At 51.2% G+C, this 18,597-nt stretch carries 17 protein-coding genes; 12 read left to right on the top strand and 5 right to left on the bottom strand.

The window, feature by feature from the left end:
* Positions 1-52: 52 nt before the first annotated feature.
* The 3 genes from ACO0K8_RS02190 to ACO0K8_RS02180 form a co-directional block, all read right to left on the bottom strand.
* Positions 53-292: a hypothetical protein gene (locus tag ACO0K8_RS02190; protein ID WP_422944980.1), complete on the bottom strand. Its 240-nt coding sequence runs from the start codon at positions 290-292 to the stop codon at positions 53-55.
* 159 nt (positions 293-451) lie between these two features.
* A complete protein-coding gene (locus ACO0K8_RS02185; RefSeq protein ID WP_422944979.1) occupies positions 452-1,039 on the bottom strand; it encodes a tetratricopeptide repeat protein in 588 nt (195 codons plus the stop codon).
* A 649-nt stretch (positions 1,040-1,688) separates the two neighbouring features.
* The gene (locus ACO0K8_RS02180) at positions 1,689-2,018 is read right to left on the bottom strand and encodes a hypothetical protein (RefSeq protein ID WP_422944978.1); all 330 of its coding nucleotides are present in this window, start codon (positions 2,016-2,018) and stop codon (positions 1,689-1,691) included.
* A 594-nt stretch (positions 2,019-2,612) separates the two neighbouring features.
* Between ACO0K8_RS02180 and ACO0K8_RS02175 the strand changes: the two genes are divergently transcribed.
* The 3 genes from ACO0K8_RS02175 to ACO0K8_RS02165 all read left to right on the top strand — a co-directional run bounded on the left by ACO0K8_RS02175 (position 2,613) and on the right by ACO0K8_RS02165 (position 4,985).
* Complete coding sequence (locus ACO0K8_RS02175; protein WP_422944977.1) at positions 2,613-3,767, top strand: methyltransferase; 1,155 nt, start codon at positions 2,613-2,615, stop codon at positions 3,765-3,767.
* Between the two features lie 72 nt (positions 3,768-3,839).
* Positions 3,840-4,052 carry a hypothetical protein gene (locus tag ACO0K8_RS02170; RefSeq protein WP_422945840.1) on the top strand — a complete coding sequence of 71 codons (213 nt, stop codon included), beginning with the start codon at positions 3,840-3,842 and terminating at the stop codon, positions 4,050-4,052.
* 456 nt (positions 4,053-4,508) lie between these two features.
* On the top strand, positions 4,509-4,985 hold the full coding sequence (locus tag ACO0K8_RS02165; RefSeq protein WP_422944976.1) for a VOC family protein: 477 nt from the start codon (positions 4,509-4,511) through the stop codon (positions 4,983-4,985).
* Between the two features lie 101 nt (positions 4,986-5,086).
* Here ACO0K8_RS02165 and ACO0K8_RS02160 read toward each other — a convergent pair whose 3' ends face one another.
* Entirely contained in the window at positions 5,087-5,629 is a 543-nt protein-coding gene (locus ACO0K8_RS02160) for a GNAT family N-acetyltransferase (protein WP_422944975.1), read from the bottom strand.
* 335 nt (positions 5,630-5,964) lie between these two features.
* Here ACO0K8_RS02160 and ACO0K8_RS02155 point away from each other — a divergent pair, with 335 nt between their 5' ends.
* From ACO0K8_RS02155 to dut, 9 genes are all read left to right on the top strand, one after another.
* Complete coding sequence (locus ACO0K8_RS02155; RefSeq protein ID WP_422944974.1) at positions 5,965-6,393, top strand: carboxymuconolactone decarboxylase family protein; 429 nt, start codon at positions 5,965-5,967, stop codon at positions 6,391-6,393.
* Between the two features lie 40 nt (positions 6,394-6,433).
* A complete protein-coding gene (locus ACO0K8_RS02150) occupies positions 6,434-6,865 on the top strand; it encodes a GNAT family N-acetyltransferase (protein ID WP_422944973.1) in 432 nt (143 codons plus the stop codon).
* A 301-nt stretch (positions 6,866-7,166) separates the two neighbouring features.
* On the top strand, positions 7,167-7,805 hold the full coding sequence (gene tmpT, locus ACO0K8_RS02145) for a thiopurine S-methyltransferase (RefSeq protein ID WP_422944972.1): 639 nt from the start codon (positions 7,167-7,169) through the stop codon (positions 7,803-7,805).
* A gap of 131 nt (positions 7,806-7,936) precedes the next feature.
* On the top strand, positions 7,937-8,554 hold the full coding sequence (locus ACO0K8_RS02140; RefSeq protein WP_422944971.1) for an alpha/beta fold hydrolase: 618 nt from the start codon (positions 7,937-7,939) through the stop codon (positions 8,552-8,554).
* A gap of 366 nt (positions 8,555-8,920) precedes the next feature.
* On the top strand, positions 8,921-9,898 hold the full coding sequence (locus ACO0K8_RS02135; RefSeq protein WP_422944970.1) for a bifunctional riboflavin kinase/FAD synthetase: 978 nt from the start codon (positions 8,921-8,923) through the stop codon (positions 9,896-9,898).
* Positions 9,899-10,000: 102 nt separating this feature from the next.
* A complete protein-coding gene (gene ileS / locus ACO0K8_RS02130) occupies positions 10,001-12,865 on the top strand; it encodes an isoleucine--tRNA ligase (protein WP_422944969.1) in 2,865 nt (954 codons plus the stop codon).
* Between the two features lie 121 nt (positions 12,866-12,986).
* Complete coding sequence (gene lspA, locus ACO0K8_RS02125) at positions 12,987-13,517, top strand: signal peptidase II (protein WP_422944968.1); 531 nt, start codon at positions 12,987-12,989, stop codon at positions 13,515-13,517.
* A gap of 24 nt (positions 13,518-13,541) precedes the next feature.
* Positions 13,542-14,762, top strand: coding sequence for a bifunctional phosphopantothenoylcysteine decarboxylase/phosphopantothenate--cysteine ligase CoaBC (gene coaBC / locus ACO0K8_RS02120; RefSeq protein ID WP_422945839.1), 1,221 nt, complete (start codon positions 13,542-13,544; stop codon positions 14,760-14,762).
* 18 nt (positions 14,763-14,780) lie between these two features.
* The gene (dut, locus tag ACO0K8_RS02115) at positions 14,781-15,230 is read left to right on the top strand and encodes a dUTP diphosphatase (RefSeq protein WP_422944967.1); all 450 of its coding nucleotides are present in this window, start codon (positions 14,781-14,783) and stop codon (positions 15,228-15,230) included.
* A 288-nt stretch (positions 15,231-15,518) separates the two neighbouring features.
* Here the strand turns inward: dut and ACO0K8_RS02110 are convergent, their stop codons facing one another.
* Positions 15,519-18,593 (bottom strand): ATP-binding protein, encoded by a 3,075-nt coding sequence (locus ACO0K8_RS02110; protein ID WP_422944966.1) that lies wholly within the window; start codon positions 18,591-18,593, stop codon positions 15,519-15,521.
* Between the last annotated feature and the right edge of the window lie 4 nt (positions 18,594-18,597).

Here is an 18,597-nt window from a genome sequence, read left to right as displayed (position 1 = left end):
TGCCCTTGGCAAGCAAAGCCAAAATGCGCAAGTTGCTGCCATTCTTCTCAGTTTATTCAGGCTTACGCCCTTCCATTCCCGGCCATAATTTAACGAGAAGCAGAGGTAAAAAGATACGGAACAACTGAAAAAATCCAGGTATTGCAGCGATCTGCAAAACGCTGGCGGCGATTTGTGCTCCAACATCTGATGCTGGAATATAGGAACGAATAGAGAGCCAACATACTATGGACACTAAGATGCTGATGGCCCCAACAGTCAGCTGAAACCATTTACGAAGTTCGATAGGCATTAAATTTTCCTGATGATAGAAGAATGAGACCAAACTGCACCCAGCATACAAACACGCCTCATCGCTCTAGTGCTGCCAGCAGTGCCGGGACAGTCGAGAAGCCTGCTTGGGCTTGGGCTTGGGCCTGCTCATCCTCGCAGATCAGATTCGATTTTTGACTCATGGACGCGGCATCTTTTTCTGAAGCTCCTCAACAAAGCCAGCATCAATTTCGCCACGTCGAGGCGTTGCCTCGGCCAGACTCAGCTTGCGCCAGGCCTCCGCATAATTGCCTACGTAAAAAAGAGTAATTGCCCAGTTTTGAAGATTGAGCGTGTGATTTGGCGCTCTCTCTTGAATGCGAGCGTAGCGCTTAAAAGCTTGCTGGAGGGCTGCATCATCCTTTGCTTCTGCTGCCGCCATACCTAGAGTACGCGCGTAGTCAGTAGCGAAGTCGATATCATCGCGCAATGATTTTTCTGCCTCTTGAAATAACTTGATTGCCTCATCGCTCTTTCCGGTGTCGCCCTGCACTGCCCCCATCCCCCACAGTGCATGTCCATTGCTTGAATCAAGTAACCATGCTTGATTAAAGCGTCGCATAGCCTCGCGTGGGTTTCCTTGACGCAGGCTCTGCCATCCACGCGTAGCAAACTCTTGCCCTGCCTTCTTGCGGTCCCCCTTGTACTGTTGATCAATTCCAGCGAGAAAGCGCTCGTCAGCCGTCCTTTGGGCATCACTTTTGCTCCCCGATCCGTATTTCGGCAATGAGGAACTATCTTGCGCTACGGCGCACGGGATCAAGAGCGTCCAAAGGAGTGAGGCAAGAGCGCAAAAACGGGCTACTGTGTACATATGAATCCTAAACGATAGAAATAGATGTTTTTTTGCATAATAAATCTGCGGGTCAAATAGCAGCAGACTCAGATAGCAACTGACTCGAAAATACTGGGATTAAACCAATAATTAAAAAGGGTGGCAGCAATTAAAAAATAGAGAGTATGCAAACTAGCGGGTCGAAATATCCCCGCAAAAAAAAAGCGTCTAACATAAAGCAACGTCGCACCCCCTGCCTAGTACCAACCGATCAATTGAGTACTATGAATTTCGTCATTACCAAGGTGTTTGCTAGTTAAGTATCAACAATACAATTGTAGCCATTCTGCTAGCCATTTATTTTGACTAAGTCGTGCTTGCCACGCCATTTAGTTCCGAATTCCAGTACTTGTGAATACTCTTACGCGCTCAGCGGTCTATCTGCCTTAGTCATGTAGCGCGGGCGCAAGCCGCGCCGAACCTTGATTTTCTGGCACATGCGCTTGATGTGTTCTGGTCGAACAAAAAAATTAACAAAGCTCGTCAGACAATTAAGCGGCGCGGGTTGCACCCGGCCTACCTGGCTGTCATACTAACTAGCTTATTTTGGCAGCCTTGGGTCGTCTGGAAGTACACAACGGAATTGTATTTCAGCAGACGCATACGCTGCATACGCCGCGTCTTGCGCCGTGCTATTCATTGGGTGCATCACCCTATTTTTTCCTGAACAGAATTTTGATGCATCTTGGTAGAACCGTGCTTTTACCGCGCTACCAGAAAAATCTGTGAACTTGCCTTGACCACCGATCATATACATATCTGGGCCAATTAATACTATTCCGTCGGTTCCGGTGGCAGCACAGCCAACAACGGCAGTAGCAATTGCTATTCCAATAACACAACCCAACATGGACGACTTAGTGAATTCCATCTATGTATCTTTCTAGTCCCCAATTTATGAAATATCGAGCAGCGTGAGGTTGCGCTGCCCGAAGTGTTTTGATTTTCATTTTGAAAATTAGCCAACGACCAAAAAGCTAGTCGCAAATATATTTTCCATGGAAAGCCTTATGCGACTTTCCAATCAGCCCGTCCATATCAAAAATACCAAGTTTAAACAAGGCGCTAAAAAGAGTGCTGAGGTTAAATTGCATTTTACCAATTAGATTAGCAATATTGAAATTATTTTCTTTTTTATCCCACTACGCTTTTTACGCCCCCCCCCTGTAGCGAGCACGCTTCACGAACCACGTCCTGATTTTTGACTCGCTACGCATAAAATTCACCCACCACAGCCCCGCAATCGCGGTCAGCCAGCAAATCTTTGCTACACTTCGGCTTTAGGCTTGCCCCACCCTGCAATTATCTATAGGACTTACGCAAAACCGCCCCAGCGTCGTTGTATCCGTCTTGCCGTACTAAAGTAAGTCTTCGGCGGTACGCCTAGCTGGAACAATTTTGCGTAAGTCCTAATCTTGCATGCAGCACGCTCTCCCAACACAAAAACAAGAACATCAGGTCCACCATGAACCCTACGCCCCCCCTACTTTGCTGGTTAGAAAACGATGTGCAACAGAGCCTCAAATGGCATTCTGAAAGCGGCATGGCGCCGCCGAAACGGGTGCAGATTGCGGATGATCGCATGACTGCCGATGCTGCCTACAAGCTGGCCTGCGAAGGTACTGGCTTACTCTGGCGCGGCGATTTTCAAAATGCGCGACAACTGCTGCAAGCGCTGGCGCGCCGCATCGATAAGAAGCCAGAGAAATCGGCTAAAAAAACTAAGGCTCCCGCCAGCGGCGCAGAGGCTTTTCATTTACACCGGCAGGCGCAATCGCAAAGGGCACGGGTGCTGGCGATGGTGTTGATCCCGTTTGACGCCGGTTACAAAATCCCCCTGCGCCGTGCGCCCGATGTGCAGCAAGCCTGTAACGAGGCGTATACTCTGGCCGCTGGCGATACCGCAACACCGTTTGTGGCGTCTTTGCGCGAGCTATTAGGTGTAGTCGGTGCTCATGAGTGGCGCAAAAAAGGCGTGGAGATTACTGCCATCGCTGGCCGCATCCATCCGCATTACGGCGTGTTCTCGCCAGTGCGTGGCGAGTACATCGACTTGGTCGCGAAAGCGCCCTTGCCAGGCAATGAGCTGGCCTTCGATATCGGTACCGGTACCGGTGTGCTGGCGGCTTTGCTGGCGCAACGCGGCATCAAAAAAATTATCGCCACCGATCAAGACCCACGCGCCCTGCAATGCGCGCGCGAAAATCTGACCACTTTAGGTGTAGCGCAGCAGGTCGAACTGTTAGAGACCGATCTATTTCCGGCCGGCCGCGCCCCATTAATCGTCTGCAACCCGCCCTGGATACCGGCGCGCCCTAGCTCGCCGATAGAATACGCCGTGTACGACCCGGACAGCCGCATGCTGCGCGGCTTTTTGGCAGGTGTCGCTGCGCATTTAGAGCCGCAAGGCGAAGCCTGGCTGATACTCTCAGACATCGCCGAACATCTGGGCCTGCGCACTAGCGCCGAGTTATGGTCGTGGATAGAAGCCGGCGGCCTGCAAGTGGTAGGCAAGATGGACATACGCCCGCAACACCCAAAAGCAGCCGACACCAGCGACCCGCTACACGCCGCCCGCGCGCAAGAAGTGACGTCTTTATGGCGTCTGAAGTTGGTCTAAACCCAGTCTAAAGCTAGCCAAAAGTTAGCTTAATACCATCATCAACAATTAACGCATCAGTAAAACATGAGCATGAACAAACCAGCCCGCATCCTCAGATTTAAATGCACGCAATGCAGCAAACAGGTCGAAGTCTTCTTACAAAAAGTCTCGGCCTGCTCGCATATCCAACCGTATCAAGGTATCTGCACTTGCGGTGAAGTGATGAAATACGCAACCGGCGATAAAGAGGCCGTGGCAGGCTATTTGGCCTCGCCGGATGTATCGTGGTCGCATCATCATTGATGGCCTAGTCCTGCGATTAACGAATAGATAGTAAGCGCCTGAGTCGGCCCGATAAAAATCGCCAAAAATAGAGAAATAGAGGGAGTATAAGGTTCATTCATCCGCTTGCGCATACACTATATGCGCAAGCGCAACACAAGCAGCTATACCACCCCCTAGTATATAAGCGCACCTAAGCGCAGCCAAGTGCGCCGGAGTCCACCTGGACGGCTTCGGATAAGACGATCCGCCAGCGCAAACCGATACAACAATTAATTATTAAAAATTCATTGTTTAAAAATCAAATACTTGGTTAAAATACACACGCTTGCAAACCAGCCTGATCGACGTGTATTCAAGCGTCAGCGTTTATTAGTTCTGCCGGTATTTTGCCGGTATTACTGTATTACTGACAAGCAAAATGCCCGGACAACGGCGCCGGGGGAATTCTTCATAACACATACAGAAGGTGTTTCCATGTCCAGCAACCCTGCAACAAATCCTGCGCACAGTATCACCCCCTATCTGATCCTCGATCAGGCCGCACAGGCGATAGAATTTTATACAAAGGTCTTCGGTGCCCGCGAATTAGTCAGGTTGGCCGATCCCGATGGCAAGATCATGCATGCAGAGATACAGATAGGCGCTGCCACGCTAATGCTGGCAGATGAGTTCCCTGACATGGGCTACCTGAGCCCCAAATCGCTGGGCGGTTCGCCAGTATCAATCCTGCTCTACGTGGCCGGCGTCGATACGGTATTTGCCAGCGCCATCGCAGCGGGCGCAAGCGAAAAAATGCCGCTCAGCGATCAATTCGACGGCGAGCGACGTGGCACCCTGAACGATCCTTACGGCCACGTCTGGATACTCGCAGAACGCCAGGAGCAAATTTCCTACGCAGAATTAAAGCGCCGTTTTGAACAGATGATGGCAACCGATAAAACCGAGCAATAACGGGAGTATAGGATTTCATAACGCCATTACGCATATATGACGTGCGCAATTAACTTAAATATACCTATACCCTGCCCTAGTATGGCTTGCTGGATGGCGCCTTACGCAGCTTGCGCAGGGCCCGGCAATAGCGCAAACATATGTGCATCTACCGGGGTACCGTGCAGTAAGAGTCGATTGCGCGCCAGACTCTCACGCTGTGCGCCTACCTTCAGGGCGAGCGCCTCGCTCGCCAGATTGCCGCAGGCCACCACGATTTCTACCCTATGCAGGCCGATTTGCTCAAAGGCATAGCGCGACAAGGCTTGCACGCAGCGCAGCGCGATGCCCTGACGTTGCCGCGACTGGCGCACCCAATAGCCGAGATTACAAAATGGTAGGTGCGACATAATTTGATTGAGCCCGACACCACCGAGAAATTCGCCGCTGTCCTGGCAAATCACGGCAAAATCGTAGGCGCTGCCGGCTTCCCGCGCCGCGTGACAAACCGCAAACCATGCCAGCGCATCCTGCTCGCTATATCCAGCGCGACACCAGGGCAGCCAGCGACCAGCGGTATCGGCAGACTCCAGCACGGCGGCGGCAAACGCGGCGGCATCAGAGTTTTTAAAGGGGCGCAGCAAGACGCCATCAGCAATCAACATCAGACACTCCTTAAGTGAAGAAACAAATTAAATGCGTCCAGAACGCGCAGCAAGTTGGCGACCACATCCCTGATTTTATTCAAACAGCCAAGCCGAGCGAGCGAGGCAAGGACTGAACTGCACTAGCTTTTTCCTTAAAAAGCCATTGTCGAACAATTATGAATATTGATAGAATACAATTTAATTACAGGCATGAACAGGCATGAACAGGCAAAAAAATCTTTTGAGCGACACAACAAAAAGCTTCAAGTCGGCCTAGCAAGCCTGTGCATCTAACAACTCATTGAGATTACATCTCCCCTAGCAATAAATTCTCGACTTAACATTGGAAATCCATGTCCTTACGCCTACCCTATTACGATCTGTCCAGCGAGGCCTTGGCCGGGATGCGCGCCGTCGGCGCTTATCTAGAGCAAAGCTCGGTCGGACGAGAGCTGATTGAATTAGTCTATTTACGCGTCTCGCAAATAAATGGCTGCGCCTTCTGTCTGAAAAAGCACGCGAAGGCCTTGCGTGAGCTTGGAGTGTCGCAAGAAAAACTCGATATGCTGGCCGGTTGGCACGCCAGTGCGATCTTTTCCAGCAAAGAAGCTGCGGCATTAGCGTGGGCAGAATCGCTGACGGCGATCAGCACCACCCATGCACCGGACGCTTTGTTTGAGGCACTCCGTGAGCATTTTTCAGACCAGCAGATATCCGACTTAAGCTTCGCCATCGCCAACATGAATGCGCTGAATCGCCTCGCCATCAGCATGCGCCAATAAAATTTTTCTTATCAAACATCCTCTTTCACAGGCTGAAGCAATGAACATTCAATGGAGTCACTCGCTGGACCAGATAGACTGGCAAGAACTGGAGGCGCTGTATCACGCCGCCCCGCTCGGCAACAAGAACGCAGCCGATCTGAAAACTGTATTTACCAATAGCCGCTACCACTGCTTTGCGCGCGAAAATGGACGCCTGGTCGGCGCCGGGCGAGCGCTGGCAGACGGTTCCGACTGCTCTTACTTGTGCGACATCGCTGCCCACCCCAGTCATCAGGGCACCGGTCTGGGCAAAGAAATCGTCAACAAATTGCTCGCTCTCTCGGCCGGACACAAGAAGATTATTTTGTACGCCGTACCCGGCAAGGAGCCCTTCTATCGCAAGTTCGGCTTTCGTCGCATGCTAACCGCGATGGCCATCTTTGAAGATCCGCAACAAGCGCAAGACCGCGGCTACCTGAGCGAGGAATAAGGCAAGCGCTAAGTTTCTGCGCTAGAGATAAAACTGTGTTTTCGGGGGAGTATAGGATAGGTCGAGCTTATCGCGCATACTGAGCCGGCGCTATATCGAGGAATGTACCTATACTCATCCCCAGTATATAGAGAGATAAGAGCACGATGCGTGTCGAATATCCACCTCGCCTCTTTTTAAATTACTGCCGGAGCGGCGGAGCGGCGGCGCTTCGGGCTTTATCCAACGCCCAGATTTAAAAACAGCGCGAACTCTAATCAATTAATCATCATCAATTCTAGACAAGATAAAAGAGCGCAGCATGGACGCAAATTTTTGGCATAGCAAATGGGAGAAAAAAGAGATCGCTTTCCACGAAGCGGCCGCCAACCCTCTGCTACTCAAGTACATCAAGGAACTGGGCTTGGCGCCAGGCAGCCGCCTGTTTTTACCTCTATGCGGAAAAACATTGGATATCGCCTGGCTACTGGCGCAAGGCTATCGAGTGGCCGGTGCTGAATTGAGCAAAATCGCCATTGATGAATTATTTGCCGGGCTAGCTCTGACACCAACAATAGTCAAAATAGGTGAGCTTGAGCAGTATAGCGCCGCCCATATCGATATCTTTGCCGGCGATATTTTTGCCTTATCCGAGGCCGAACTTGGCGCTGTCGATGCCATTTATGACAGAGCTGCCTTAGTGGCATTGCAGGCAGAACTACGTCATCGCTATAGCGCTCATTTAATCAAGATAAGTCACACCGCGCCGCAATTACTGGTCTGCTACGAGTACGAGCAAAGCGCACAAGCAGGCCCGCCGTTCTCTGTCAGCCCGCAAGAACTAGAGCAACACTATCACGAGCATTACACACTCAAACTGCTGGCCGACACCCCGTTGGCCGGCGGATTAAAAGGAAAATGTGCAGCTCAGGAACAGGTCTGGCTGCTGACACCAAAATAGTAGGACTTACGCAAAACCGCCCCAGCGTTGTTGTACTCGCCTTGCTGGAATAATTTTGCGTAAGTCCTAAATAGGTGCGGATTCACCTCTGATGCTAGCCCCTGCAAACTCCGGAAAATTACCAACGATCTATGCATTTACTCTTTTTACCTGGCGGCGCAGGCGCTGCCGAATTTTGGCATCCGGTAGGAGCCTTGCTGTCAGCATCGCATCGCAAAACTTATTTTTCCTGGCCGGGCTTAGGCGCGCAGCCGCCTGCGCCTGAGATTACCGGCTTTGCCGATATGCTAGCGTTGGTAGAAGCGGAGATGAGCGCGCCCTGCGCCCTCATCGCACAATCCATGGGCTGCGTACCTGCCATGCAACTGGCACTTAAGTATCCGGAAAAAATCAGTCATTTAATCCTGGTCGCCACCTCGGGCGGGATCGATGTGGCGCGCTTGGGCGGAGAGGATTGGCGCCCCGCCTATAAAGCCAAGTTCCCACAAGGCGCAGACTGGATCACGACATCTGCCCCAGACCTGAGCAAGCAATTGGCGCGCATTTCCTGCCCCACTCTCTTACTATGGGGCGACGCCGACCCCATCAGCCCGGTAGCCGTGGGCGAATACCTGGCAAAGCGCATCCCCAAGGCGAATCTGCAGATAATCGTCGGCGGCCAGCACAATCTGGCGCAGACCCATGCCGCGCAAGTGGCTTCTTTGATAACGCAGCATCTAGGCCAACAAGCCTGGCGCGATTCGATATAAATAGAGATTTATGGGAGTATAGGCGTTAGCTAGCCGATTGCGCATAGAGGACGTGCGCATTTATCGCATTAATACCCATACTCACCCCCAGTATTTTGGCAGCTACACTTACCTGCAGCTAATCTGCCGCGCTGCCCGCCAATTGCCGGCATGCCGCCTTGCTAGCGCCACAAACTTATCACTATGCCTAGTCACAATCAGGATACGCACTTATCATTTATCGCACTGGCAGGCGGATTTGCCGTACAAGTGGCAAAAATACCCGCACATCGCTGACTAAATCCGCATTTAGGCACGCTCATGCGCAAAATTGAGAGTGAAAGCCCTTATAATCTAAGGTTTTTGCAATTGTTTCCCTGAGTGATAATGAAAGTATTTCGTGGACTCCCTAATGCTGCCGCGCGCGCGCCTTGTGCGCTGGCGATAGGCAATTTTGACGGCGTGCATCTGGGACATCAGGTTTTACTGTCCCGCTTGCGCGAGGCCGCCACACGCCTCAATCTTGAGGCGGCGGTAATGACTTTCGAGCCGCACCCGCGCAGCTTTTTTGCCCAGTTGCTGGGCGACGTATCCAAGGCGCCGACCCGCATCGCCAATCTGCGCGACAATCTCGATGCGCTCACTTTGGCTGGTGTCGATAGAGTCATCGTCGAACATTTCAATGCCCATTTTGCGGCACTGAGCCCGCAAGACTTTATACAAAAAGTCCTGGTCGAAGGCTTGCATGTGAAATGGATGATGGTCGGTGAGGATTTTCGCTATGGCGCAAAACGCGCTGGCGATATAGACATGCTGATCGCGGCAGGCAAAGAGTATGGCTTCGAAGTAGAGATCCTGGCTCCAGTGCAAGACAAGGGCGTGCGCATTTCTTCCTCAGCAGTGCGGGCCGCGATAGCCGCTGGCGATTTTAGCGAGACCCAGAGTTTATTGGGGCGCAGCTATCGCATCTCGGGTCATGTGGTGCATGGTCAGAAGCTGGGACGCACACTCGGTTTCCCTACCCTGAACTTACGCGTAGCCCATCATCGCCCAGCTTTACAAGGGATCTTTGTGGTGCAGGTGCATGGTTTGGCGGAGCAGCCCTTGCCGGCCGTGGCCAGCCTGGGTGTACGCCCTACGGTGGACGATAGCGGTCGCGTTTTACTAGAAACCCATGTGTTTGATTACAGCGGCAATGCCTACGGTAAAGTGGTGCAGATAGAATTTTTACAAAAACTGCGCGACGAAGAAAAATACGTCGATCTGCCTACACTGACCGCCGCAATAGAACGCGATGCGGAACAGGCCAGAGCCTATTTTGAACAGCGCGCCAGCGCGGCAATCTCTGCGACCGACCGAATTTAAAGAGAAGCTCGGCAACTTCTCTTCGTTAAAAAATACAAACGCACAAAAAAATATCCGCATCTCCTTATTAAAATTTATTTTTAACCGAATTTAAGCAAAATTATGTCTAACGAAAAATCAGCCAAAGTGGCCAGTAAATACCCGGTCAACATGACAGAAACACCCTTCCCTATGCGCGGCGATCTGGCCAAGCGCGAGCCGAAGTGGATCAAGGAATGGCAAGACAAAAAGATTTATGAGCGGGTTCGTAAGGCATCTGCCAATCGCCCAAAATTTTTACTGCATGACGGTCCTCCGTATGCCAATGGCGATATCCATATCGGCCACGCTGTCAATAAAGTCCTAAAAGACATGATCATCAAGGCGCGTACTCTGGCAGGTTTCGATGCGCCCTATGTACCGGGCTGGGATTGCCACGGCATGCCTATCGAGATCCAGATCGAAAAACTGCACGGAAAAAATCTGCCAGTGGCCGAGGTGCAGGCCAAAGCGCGCGCCTATGCAGAGGTACAGATAGAACGCCAGAAGGCAGACTTTATCCGCCTCGGGGTTTTGGGCGAATGGGACAACCCGTACAAGACCATGGCCTTTGGCAATGAAGCCGACGAAATCCGCGCACTGGGCACTTTGCTGGACAAGGGTTATGTGTATCGCGGTTTAAAACCAGTCAACTGGTGTTTCGATTGCGGTTCGGCCCTGGCAGAAGCCGAAGTCGAATACGAAAACAAGCGTGATCCGTCTATCGATGTCGGTTTTGCCTTTGCCGAATTCGACAAACTGGCAACCGCATTTAAATTAGACAAGCTGCCGCTGGATAAGGGCTACGCGGTGATCTGGACCACCACGCCGTGGACCATCCCATCCAACCAAGCGCTGAACGTGCATCCTGAATTCACCTATGCACTGGTGCAAACCGTGCGCGATGGCGAAGCTATTCTGCTGATACTGGCGCAAGATCTGGTCGAGGCTAGTCTGGCGAATTACGGATTCGAAGGCACAGTGATCGCCACTTGTCTGGGTGCCGATTTATCCGAAATCAAATTCAAACATCCTTTGGCCGCAATGGATGCTGGCTACGATAGATTTTCGCCTGTGTATCTGGCTGACTATGTGACGTTAGAGAGCGGCACCGGGGTAGTTCACTCAGCACCGGCTTACGGTATCGAGGATTACAAGTCGTGCAAGGCGCACGGCATGCTCGACAACGACATCATCAGCCCGGTCATGGGCGATGGTAAATATGCCTCATGGCTGCCTTTCTTTGCTGGCATGACGATCTGGGAAGCCTCTAAGCCTATCTGCGACAAGCTCAGAGAAGCTGGTGCCCTATTCTCGTTCAAGATGTTCGAGCATAGCTATATGCATTGCTGGAGACATAAAACGCCTATCATCTACCGCGCTACCTCGCAGTGGTTTGCCAGCATGGACAATACACCAAAAGACGGTGGCCCTAGCCTGCGCGAAACAGCACTCAAGGCGATTGATGAAACGGCATTTTTCCCGGCCTGGGGCCAAGCCCGCTTGCACGGCATGATCGCCAATCGCCCAGACTGGACGCTGTCACGTCAACGTCAATGGGGCGTGCCTATGGCGTTTTTCTTGCATAAAGAAAGCGGCCAACTGCATCCTCGCACCCCAGAATTATTGGAGCAAATCGCGCAACGTGTGCAAGAGTCCGGCATCGAAGCCTGGCAGCAACTCGACATCAATGAGTTCCTTGGTGCCGATGCCGATATGTACGTAAAAAACCGCGACACGCTGGACGTCTGGTTTGATTCCGGCACTACCCATAAAACCGTGATGCGCGGCTCACACAAGGAACAACTCGGCTTCCCTGCCGACTTGTATCTGGAAGGTTCGGATCAGCATCGCGGCTGGTTTCACTCATCCTTGTTGACGGCATCCATGTTAGACGGACGCGCCCCGTACAAAGCTTTGCTGACGCACGGCTTTGTGGTGGATGGCGACGGCAAGAAGATGTCCAAATCTTTGGGCAATACCTTAGCGCCGCAAAAGATTTTTGAAACCCTGGGTGCCGATATCCTGCGTCTGTGGGTTGCCTCTAGCGATTATTCAGGCGAAATCACAATCTCGGACGAGATCTTAAAGCGCGTCACAGAATCGTATCGTCGCATCCGTAATACCCTGCGCTTCTTGCTGGCAAACACCTCCGACTTCGATTTCAGTAAAGATGCGGTGGCCGTGGCCGATATGCTGGAAATCGATCGCTATGCGATCGCGAATATGGCAGTTTTGCAGGCCGACATCCTGGCGCATTATCAGCAGTTTGAGTTCCATCCTGTGGTCGCCAAATTGCAGTCTTTCTGCTCCGAAGATCTGGGTGGCTTCTATCTGGATATTTTGAAAGATCGTCTGTATACCAGCGGCACCACGTCCGCTGCACGACGTTCGGCCCAGACTGCGATCTGGCACATCACGCAAAGCCTGTTGCGCCTGATGGCACCAACCCTGTCGTTTACTGCCGAAGAAGCCTGGCTCAGTTTTGCCAGTGTCGACGCCTATGCGGCTAGCGATGAAACCATCTTCACCCAAACTTTCTACGATTTGCCAGCCATCGCCGATGGCACCGCCTTGTTAGAAAAATTTGCTGCGCTGCGCGCGATACGCACCGACGTCACCAAGCAATTGGAAGAAGTGCGCGTATCAGGAGCGATAGGTTCATCCTTGCAAGCCGAAGTAGTGATCAAGGCGAGTGCTGCCAAGTTCGACGTGCTGAGCAGTTTTGCGGACGACCTGAAATTTACTTTAATTACCTCGGCTGCGACAGTTGAGTTGGTCGCCAGCGAAGCCGATGAAGCGGTCGTCGTGCAGGCCTCGCCGTATGTGAAATGCGAGCGTTGCTGGCACTACCGCGCCGAAGTCGGCAGCCACGTAGAGCACCCTGGCCTGTGTGGCCGCTGCGTGAGCAATTTGTTTGGCGCAGGTGAAGTACGACAGTTTGCGTAAAATAGAGTGCCGTCTTAGGGTGGGTTAAGGTTTTGCAAGACCGTAACCCACCAAGCGCACCACAATTCTCACTTAGTTATTAATCGCATTAGCAACGATCTATCAAGCACCAACAAAAAACATGGCAACCAAAAAACGCAGCGCAGCACCTACAGCAAATAAATTTGTTAGCAAGTCATCTGGCAATTCTTTAGTGCCGTGGTTAGGCTTGGCGGCCATCGTCATCTTGTTTGATCAACTCAGCAAGATCACGGTCGCCAAATTATTCAGCTATGGCGAATCGCTATCCATCACCTCTTTTTTCAATCTGGTGCTGGCATATAACAAGGGCGCGGCATTTAGCTTTTTGGCCGCAGAATCTGGCTGGCAGCGCTATTTCTTCACCGTCATTGGTGTGGTCGCCTCTTTACTCATCATCTATTTGATCAAGCAAAACGCAGGGCAACGCTTGTTTTGCTGGTCTTTATCTCTGATCATGGGCGGAGCACTCGGCAATGTCATCGACCGCCTGATGTATGGCCATGTCATCGACTTTTTAGATTTCCATTACAAACAGCTTTACCATTTTCCGGCTTTCAATATCGCCGATAGCGCCATCTGCCTAGGTGCGAGCTTGTTCATACTCGACGAACTGCGCCGCGTAAAAAAATAGAGGAGACTCGCGATGTCTAGCTTATTGAACCTGGTTGGCAAGAAAATTGTCTTGGGTATGACCGGTGGCGTCGCTTGCTATAAAGTGGCCGAACTGACCCGCGCACTAGGTAAAGCCGGCGCGTCTGTGCAAGTAGTCATGACGCAGGCGGCCACCCAATTCATTACGCCCGTCACCATGCAGGCCCTGTCCGGCAACGCGGTCTACACCGACCAATGGGATGCGCGTATCGCGAATAATATGCCGCACATCGATCTGAGCCGTGACGCCGATCTGATCGTGATCGCGCCCTGCAGCACCGACTTCATCTTCAAACTCGCGCATGGCGCTTGCGATGATTTGTTATCGACGCTATGCGTGGCAAGGCCTGCGCATATTCCGCTACTGATCGCACCGGCGATGAATGTAGAAATGTGGCAAAACCCGGCGACTCAACGCAATGTTGCCCAACTGCGTTCCGATGGCATACAAGTACTTGGCCCTGCCGCAGGCGAGCAAGCCTGCGGTGAAACCGGCATGGGTCGCATGCTGGAACCGGCAGAATTATTCAACGAAATCATTGCTAGTTTTCAGACCAAGAGTTTGCGCGGCAAACACCTGCTGATCACCGCCGGCCCGACTTTCGAGCCTATCGACCCGGTCCGCGGCATCACCAATCTGTCTTCAGGTAAAATGGGCTACGCGATTGCGCAAGCGGCCTGGCAAGCCGGGGCGACCGTCACTCTAATCTCTGGCCCAACCGCGCTGGCGACACCGTATGGCACGCAGCGCATACAGGTACAAACTGCGCAGCAGATGCATGACGCCGTGATGGCGCAACTGGCTAGCCAGCCTAGCGATGTATTTGTCGCGGTGGCGGCGGTGGCGGATTGGCGCATCGCCAATGCCAGCGATCAAAAGCTAAAAAAAACCGGAGACAGCGATACCCCGCAATTAGAGTTTGCGCTCAATCCCGACATCCTCGCCAGCGTCGCCGCATTGAAAAATGCCCCGTATTGCGTGGGCTTTGCAGCGGAATCGGAAAAACTACTGGAATACGGTGCAGCCAAACGCATCAAAAAAAATATTCCTCTTTTAGTCGGCAATATTGGTCACGCCACCTTCGGCAGCGATGAAAATGAATTGGTTTTATTTGATAAAGACGGCCATCAACACATAGCACGCGCCGATAAGCTAACCCTGGCGCAAGGCCTGATCACAGAAATCGCCAAGCGCATAATTATCCATACAAACCCTAAATCCTAAATTCGATTAAGCACGCACATGAAAAATATAGACCTGAAAATTATCGACTCCCGCATGAAAGATCTGCTCCCTGCCTACGGCACACCGGGTAGTGCAGGCCTGGATTTGCGCGCCTGTATCGATGCCGCAATCACCATTAAGCCGGGTGAAACTGTGTTAATTCCTACAGGTCTGGCAATCCACATCGACAATCCCTCGTATGCTGCGATGATCTTGCCACGCAGCGGCATGGGCCACAAACACGGTATCGTCTTGGGTAATCTGGTCGGGCTGATCGATTCCGATTATCAAGGCCAGTTGATGGTCTCAACCTGGAACCGTGGTCAGACCGAGTTTGTCTTGCAACCGATGGAAAGATTGGCGCAACTAGTGATCGTCCCTGTCCTGCAGGTGGGTTTCAATATCGTCGAAGAATTCGGCGACAGCCAACGTGGCGAAGGCGGCTTCGGCAGCACGGGCAAACACTAAGCTGCCCTGCCCATGTTCTAGTTTTATTGTAAGTTAGTTAGGCCTTGGTGGTAAGCATAGTGCGTTGATCGAATCAATTTCAATATATGTATTCGCAACAAAGTTACCACCATGTTGATTCGAAATAGTCGAGACATCTGAGTATCTGCGATAGAAAAAAACGCTCGGCCGGGCATTAACAACAACGACTAAAATCATAGTCTGAAACCCCACTAGTAAGCAATTTTTGAAGTGCCAGATAACAGACATTCATCGCCGGCATTCACGCATCGTTGGAAGTAAGGACCGCTAGTCGCCAACAGGCAAATTGATCGATAAATGCTGAGCAATTGCGCTGTTAGCGGCACTAAATGTAGCGACGAGTTTCTCCACTAAGACCCGACTCTGGACGATGTCGCCCGCTATTCCCGCAGTTTCTATATGCTGACAAAGCTCCCCTAGTGCTAATGCACCGATGCTGTTAGCGGCAGATTTGAGTGTGTGCGCCACTTCCCCTGTGGTTGTTGCATTCCCTGTCATCGAGGCCGCCAAAATTTCGCTTACTTGTTTCTCTGCATTGCTCAAAAACTTAGCTAACATGCGCCGGTGCATGGCTGGTTTATCGCCCAATAAGTCAGGCAGTGTGTTGGGGTTCCATACGGCGAAAGTGGCAGAATTGTGAATTGACAGGCTCTGCTGGCTATCATGCATGATGCGTTCAGTCTTGTCCGAGTCCAATGGTAACCATTTATCGAGCTTGCTCCGCAACTCACTCATACGCAATGGTTTGGATAAATAATCATCCATACCACGCTCGTGACAACGCTGAACTTCACCGTTCATGGCATTGGCGGTTACGGCAATAATAGGCAAGCGTGTACCCTCTGGTTCAGCTCGACGAATTCCCTCGGTTAAGCCAAAACCATCCAGGTTTGGCATGTGGCAGTCGGTTAGCAATAAAGCGTAGCGCATAGGATTTTTTCGCCACATTTGAAGGGCGACGGCACCGTCTTCGGCAATTTCACACGTATGACCAAGCATGTGCAGTTGTTCCTGGATGACCTCGCGATTGGTTTCATTGTCTTCGGCTAACAGGATTAATCTCTTAACTTGTACAGCCTCTTCAATCGAGAGAGAAGTGATCCGCAAACGAGTGCGCCGCTCTACTTTTATATCGGTGAGTGCCTTATTCAAGCGGCCACTAGCCTGTGCGATCGCCCTGATCAAATCATCTTTAAGCAACGGTTGCGTGAACAACTTGATGTCAGAATCGAAGCTGTCGTTTCCGCGTAGTACCATACGCACTAAGCCTACCTCGCGCGGCAATATAAGTTCGCTGGTTGGCGTCGTTATGGATAATCCGAGTATCAAAACAGTGTTTGCCAATTGCTCGGGCGACTGCAACAATTGTGAGTCTGCAGCAGCCATTTCTGGCACCACCCTCACCTGCGCTCCGTCAAATTGACCATAGCTGAGCAATACTTCCATATCAAATGGATCCTCAGAGACGACAATAACGATAATCCCCATCACATTTGGCTTTGCAGCCAATTTGCGCCCTGCCTCACAGCGCATCAATGGCAACTCAACAACAAATTCAGAACCTTTTCCTAAAGTGCTGTGTACCGAAATTTGTCCGTGCATTAGTTCAACCAAACGATGCGTTATTGACAAACCAAGACCGGTACCACCAAATTCGCGAGCTGTGCTTTCGTCAGCTTGCATGAAGGGTTGAAACAGCTTACCCACAACCGCTTCGCTCATACCAATACCGTTATCCAATACGGTTAGCCGCACCCCCGCCATTTCGTCTGCCAGCGTGCAGGGGCTTACCCTTAATGTCACCTGGGCGGTGCGCTTCGCGTCCGCCGCAGAGAACTTCACCGCATTCCCGAGTAGATTGAGCAGCACTTGGCGTAAACGAGTGGGGTCGCACAGGAACCAATCTGGCAATTCGGGCGAGACAAACACTGAGAGATTTACCGCACGTGTATTCGACAGAGTGAGAATCAGCATCGTTGCACTTTCCGTCACTTCAAGCAAATAGGTGGGAATGCGTTCAACCTCGAGTTTACCTGCTTCTATTTTTGAGATATCGAGAATATCGTTCAAGATCTGCAGCAAAGCGAGCGATGAATGTTGTATCGTCATTAGCATGCGTTTTTGTTCTGGCAATAGAGAAGTTTCTTGCAAAATATCGACAATGCCAATCACTCCGTTCATCGGTGTGCGAATCTCATGGCTCATGTTGGCTAAAAATTCGGATTTAGCGCGATTCGCTGAATTCGCGGCATCCTCGTTCTTTTTACGTGCGGTGGTATCAGTACGAATACTGATATATTGTTCAGGCAAGCCATCCTTTCCCACCAGAGGAACAATTGTGGTTAAAGTCCAATAAAGACCGCCGTCTTTATTCCGATTTAAAATTTCGCCATGCCAAACATTTCCCGTGCAAATGGTCTGCCACAAATCATCAAACATTTCCGCAGGATGATGCCCAGAATTAAGTATGCGATGGTTTTCGCCTAAGAGTTCCTCGCGCGAATAATGGCTGATATCGCAAAATAGATCATTAACGTAGGTAATGAAGCCGGCCAGATCCGTCATGCTAACAATGGCATGCTGATCTAAGGCGAATTGCCGATTTTCCAGCTCAAGCTGTTGAAATTTCAGATTTATAGATGCCTTATTTAATGCTGCCCCCAAAACCTCTAGCTCTACATTACCCACATACGGGTTCATGCGAGTGCCAATGTTTTCATCAAGATTTTCAGCAAATTCAGTGGCTTCCTCAAAAGCGCGCATCGGCGATCGCAACAAGTACAATAAAAACGATATCACCATCACACAAGTCAAAGCGATAACCGCGAGAGAGTCCATCCAAATACCGTAAGCCAATTGCCAGAACGTAGGGAATTGAAAACTTATTCGTACCCACCCCATTAAGCTACCGGCGTCTATCGGGTACCAAAGGGTGTTTTCATCTTGTAGGATAACGCCCTTGCCAGCAGGTAAAGTAATTAAATTGTTATTAAAATTGGGAGTCCAGCGCCCGTCCGTGTTAATTAACTCGGTGATCGGCTTGCCACTCGTATCGGTTACCAGCAAAGATCTAAGTTGATCCGAAGTGGCGAATCTAGAGGCAGCATTTTCCAAACCAGCCAAATCGTTTACGATTAAAAACACGGGGCTCACCGCAGCCAAATTTTGTGCGACCGTCGTCAATTCCGCTTGCGTCTGCTTGCGTATCAAGGAGGTTTGCACTCTGGCCATGTAAGTGCCATAGGCCAAGATGGCGACAACCAGGCAGGTCGAAGTAAGCAATGCCAATTGCCAGCGAAGGGTACGCGGAACAAATCTATACCCTCGGAGACGGATTGACATACGG

This window comes from Undibacterium sp. Ren11W, from assembly GCF_049340485.1.
GTDB lineage: Bacteria > Pseudomonadota > Gammaproteobacteria > Burkholderiales > Burkholderiaceae_D > Undibacterium.
This window is presented reverse-complemented; position numbering and strand designations above follow the sequence as displayed.

Coding starts and splice junctions, on each gene's coding strand:
- ACO0K8_RS02155 (WP_422944974.1), top strand. CDS start 5,965: ATGTCCTTACGCCTACCCTATTACGATCTGTCCAGCGAGGCCTTGGCC.
- ACO0K8_RS02150 (WP_422944973.1), top strand. CDS start 6,434: ATGAACATTCAATGGAGTCACTCGCTGGACCAGATAGACTGGCAAGAA.
- dut (WP_422944967.1), top strand. CDS start 14,781: ATGAAAAATATAGACCTGAAAATTATCGACTCCCGCATGAAAGATCTG.
- lspA (WP_422944968.1), top strand. CDS start 12,987: ATGGCAACCAAAAAACGCAGCGCAGCACCTACAGCAAATAAATTTGTT.
- tmpT (WP_422944972.1), top strand. CDS start 7,167: ATGGACGCAAATTTTTGGCATAGCAAATGGGAGAAAAAAGAGATCGCT.
- ACO0K8_RS02170 (WP_422945840.1), top strand. CDS start 3,840: ATGAACAAACCAGCCCGCATCCTCAGATTTAAATGCACGCAATGCAGC.
- ACO0K8_RS02165 (WP_422944976.1), top strand. CDS start 4,509: ATGTCCAGCAACCCTGCAACAAATCCTGCGCACAGTATCACCCCCTAT.
- ACO0K8_RS02175 (WP_422944977.1), top strand. CDS start 2,613: ATGAACCCTACGCCCCCCCTACTTTGCTGGTTAGAAAACGATGTGCAA.
- ACO0K8_RS02180 (WP_422944978.1), bottom strand. CDS start 2,018: ATGGAATTCACTAAGTCGTCCATGTTGGGTTGTGTTATTGGAATAGCA.
- ACO0K8_RS02135 (WP_422944970.1), top strand. CDS start 8,921: ATGAAAGTATTTCGTGGACTCCCTAATGCTGCCGCGCGCGCGCCTTGT.
- ileS (WP_422944969.1), top strand. CDS start 10,001: ATGTCTAACGAAAAATCAGCCAAAGTGGCCAGTAAATACCCGGTCAAC.
- ACO0K8_RS02110 (WP_422944966.1), bottom strand. CDS start 18,593: ATGTCAATCCGTCTCCGAGGGTATAGATTTGTTCCGCGTACCCTTCGC.
- ACO0K8_RS02190 (WP_422944980.1), bottom strand. CDS start 292: ATGCCTATCGAACTTCGTAAATGGTTTCAGCTGACTGTTGGGGCCATC.
- ACO0K8_RS02140 (WP_422944971.1), top strand. CDS start 7,937: ATGCATTTACTCTTTTTACCTGGCGGCGCAGGCGCTGCCGAATTTTGG.
- ACO0K8_RS02160 (WP_422944975.1), bottom strand. CDS start 5,629: ATGTTGATTGCTGATGGCGTCTTGCTGCGCCCCTTTAAAAACTCTGAT.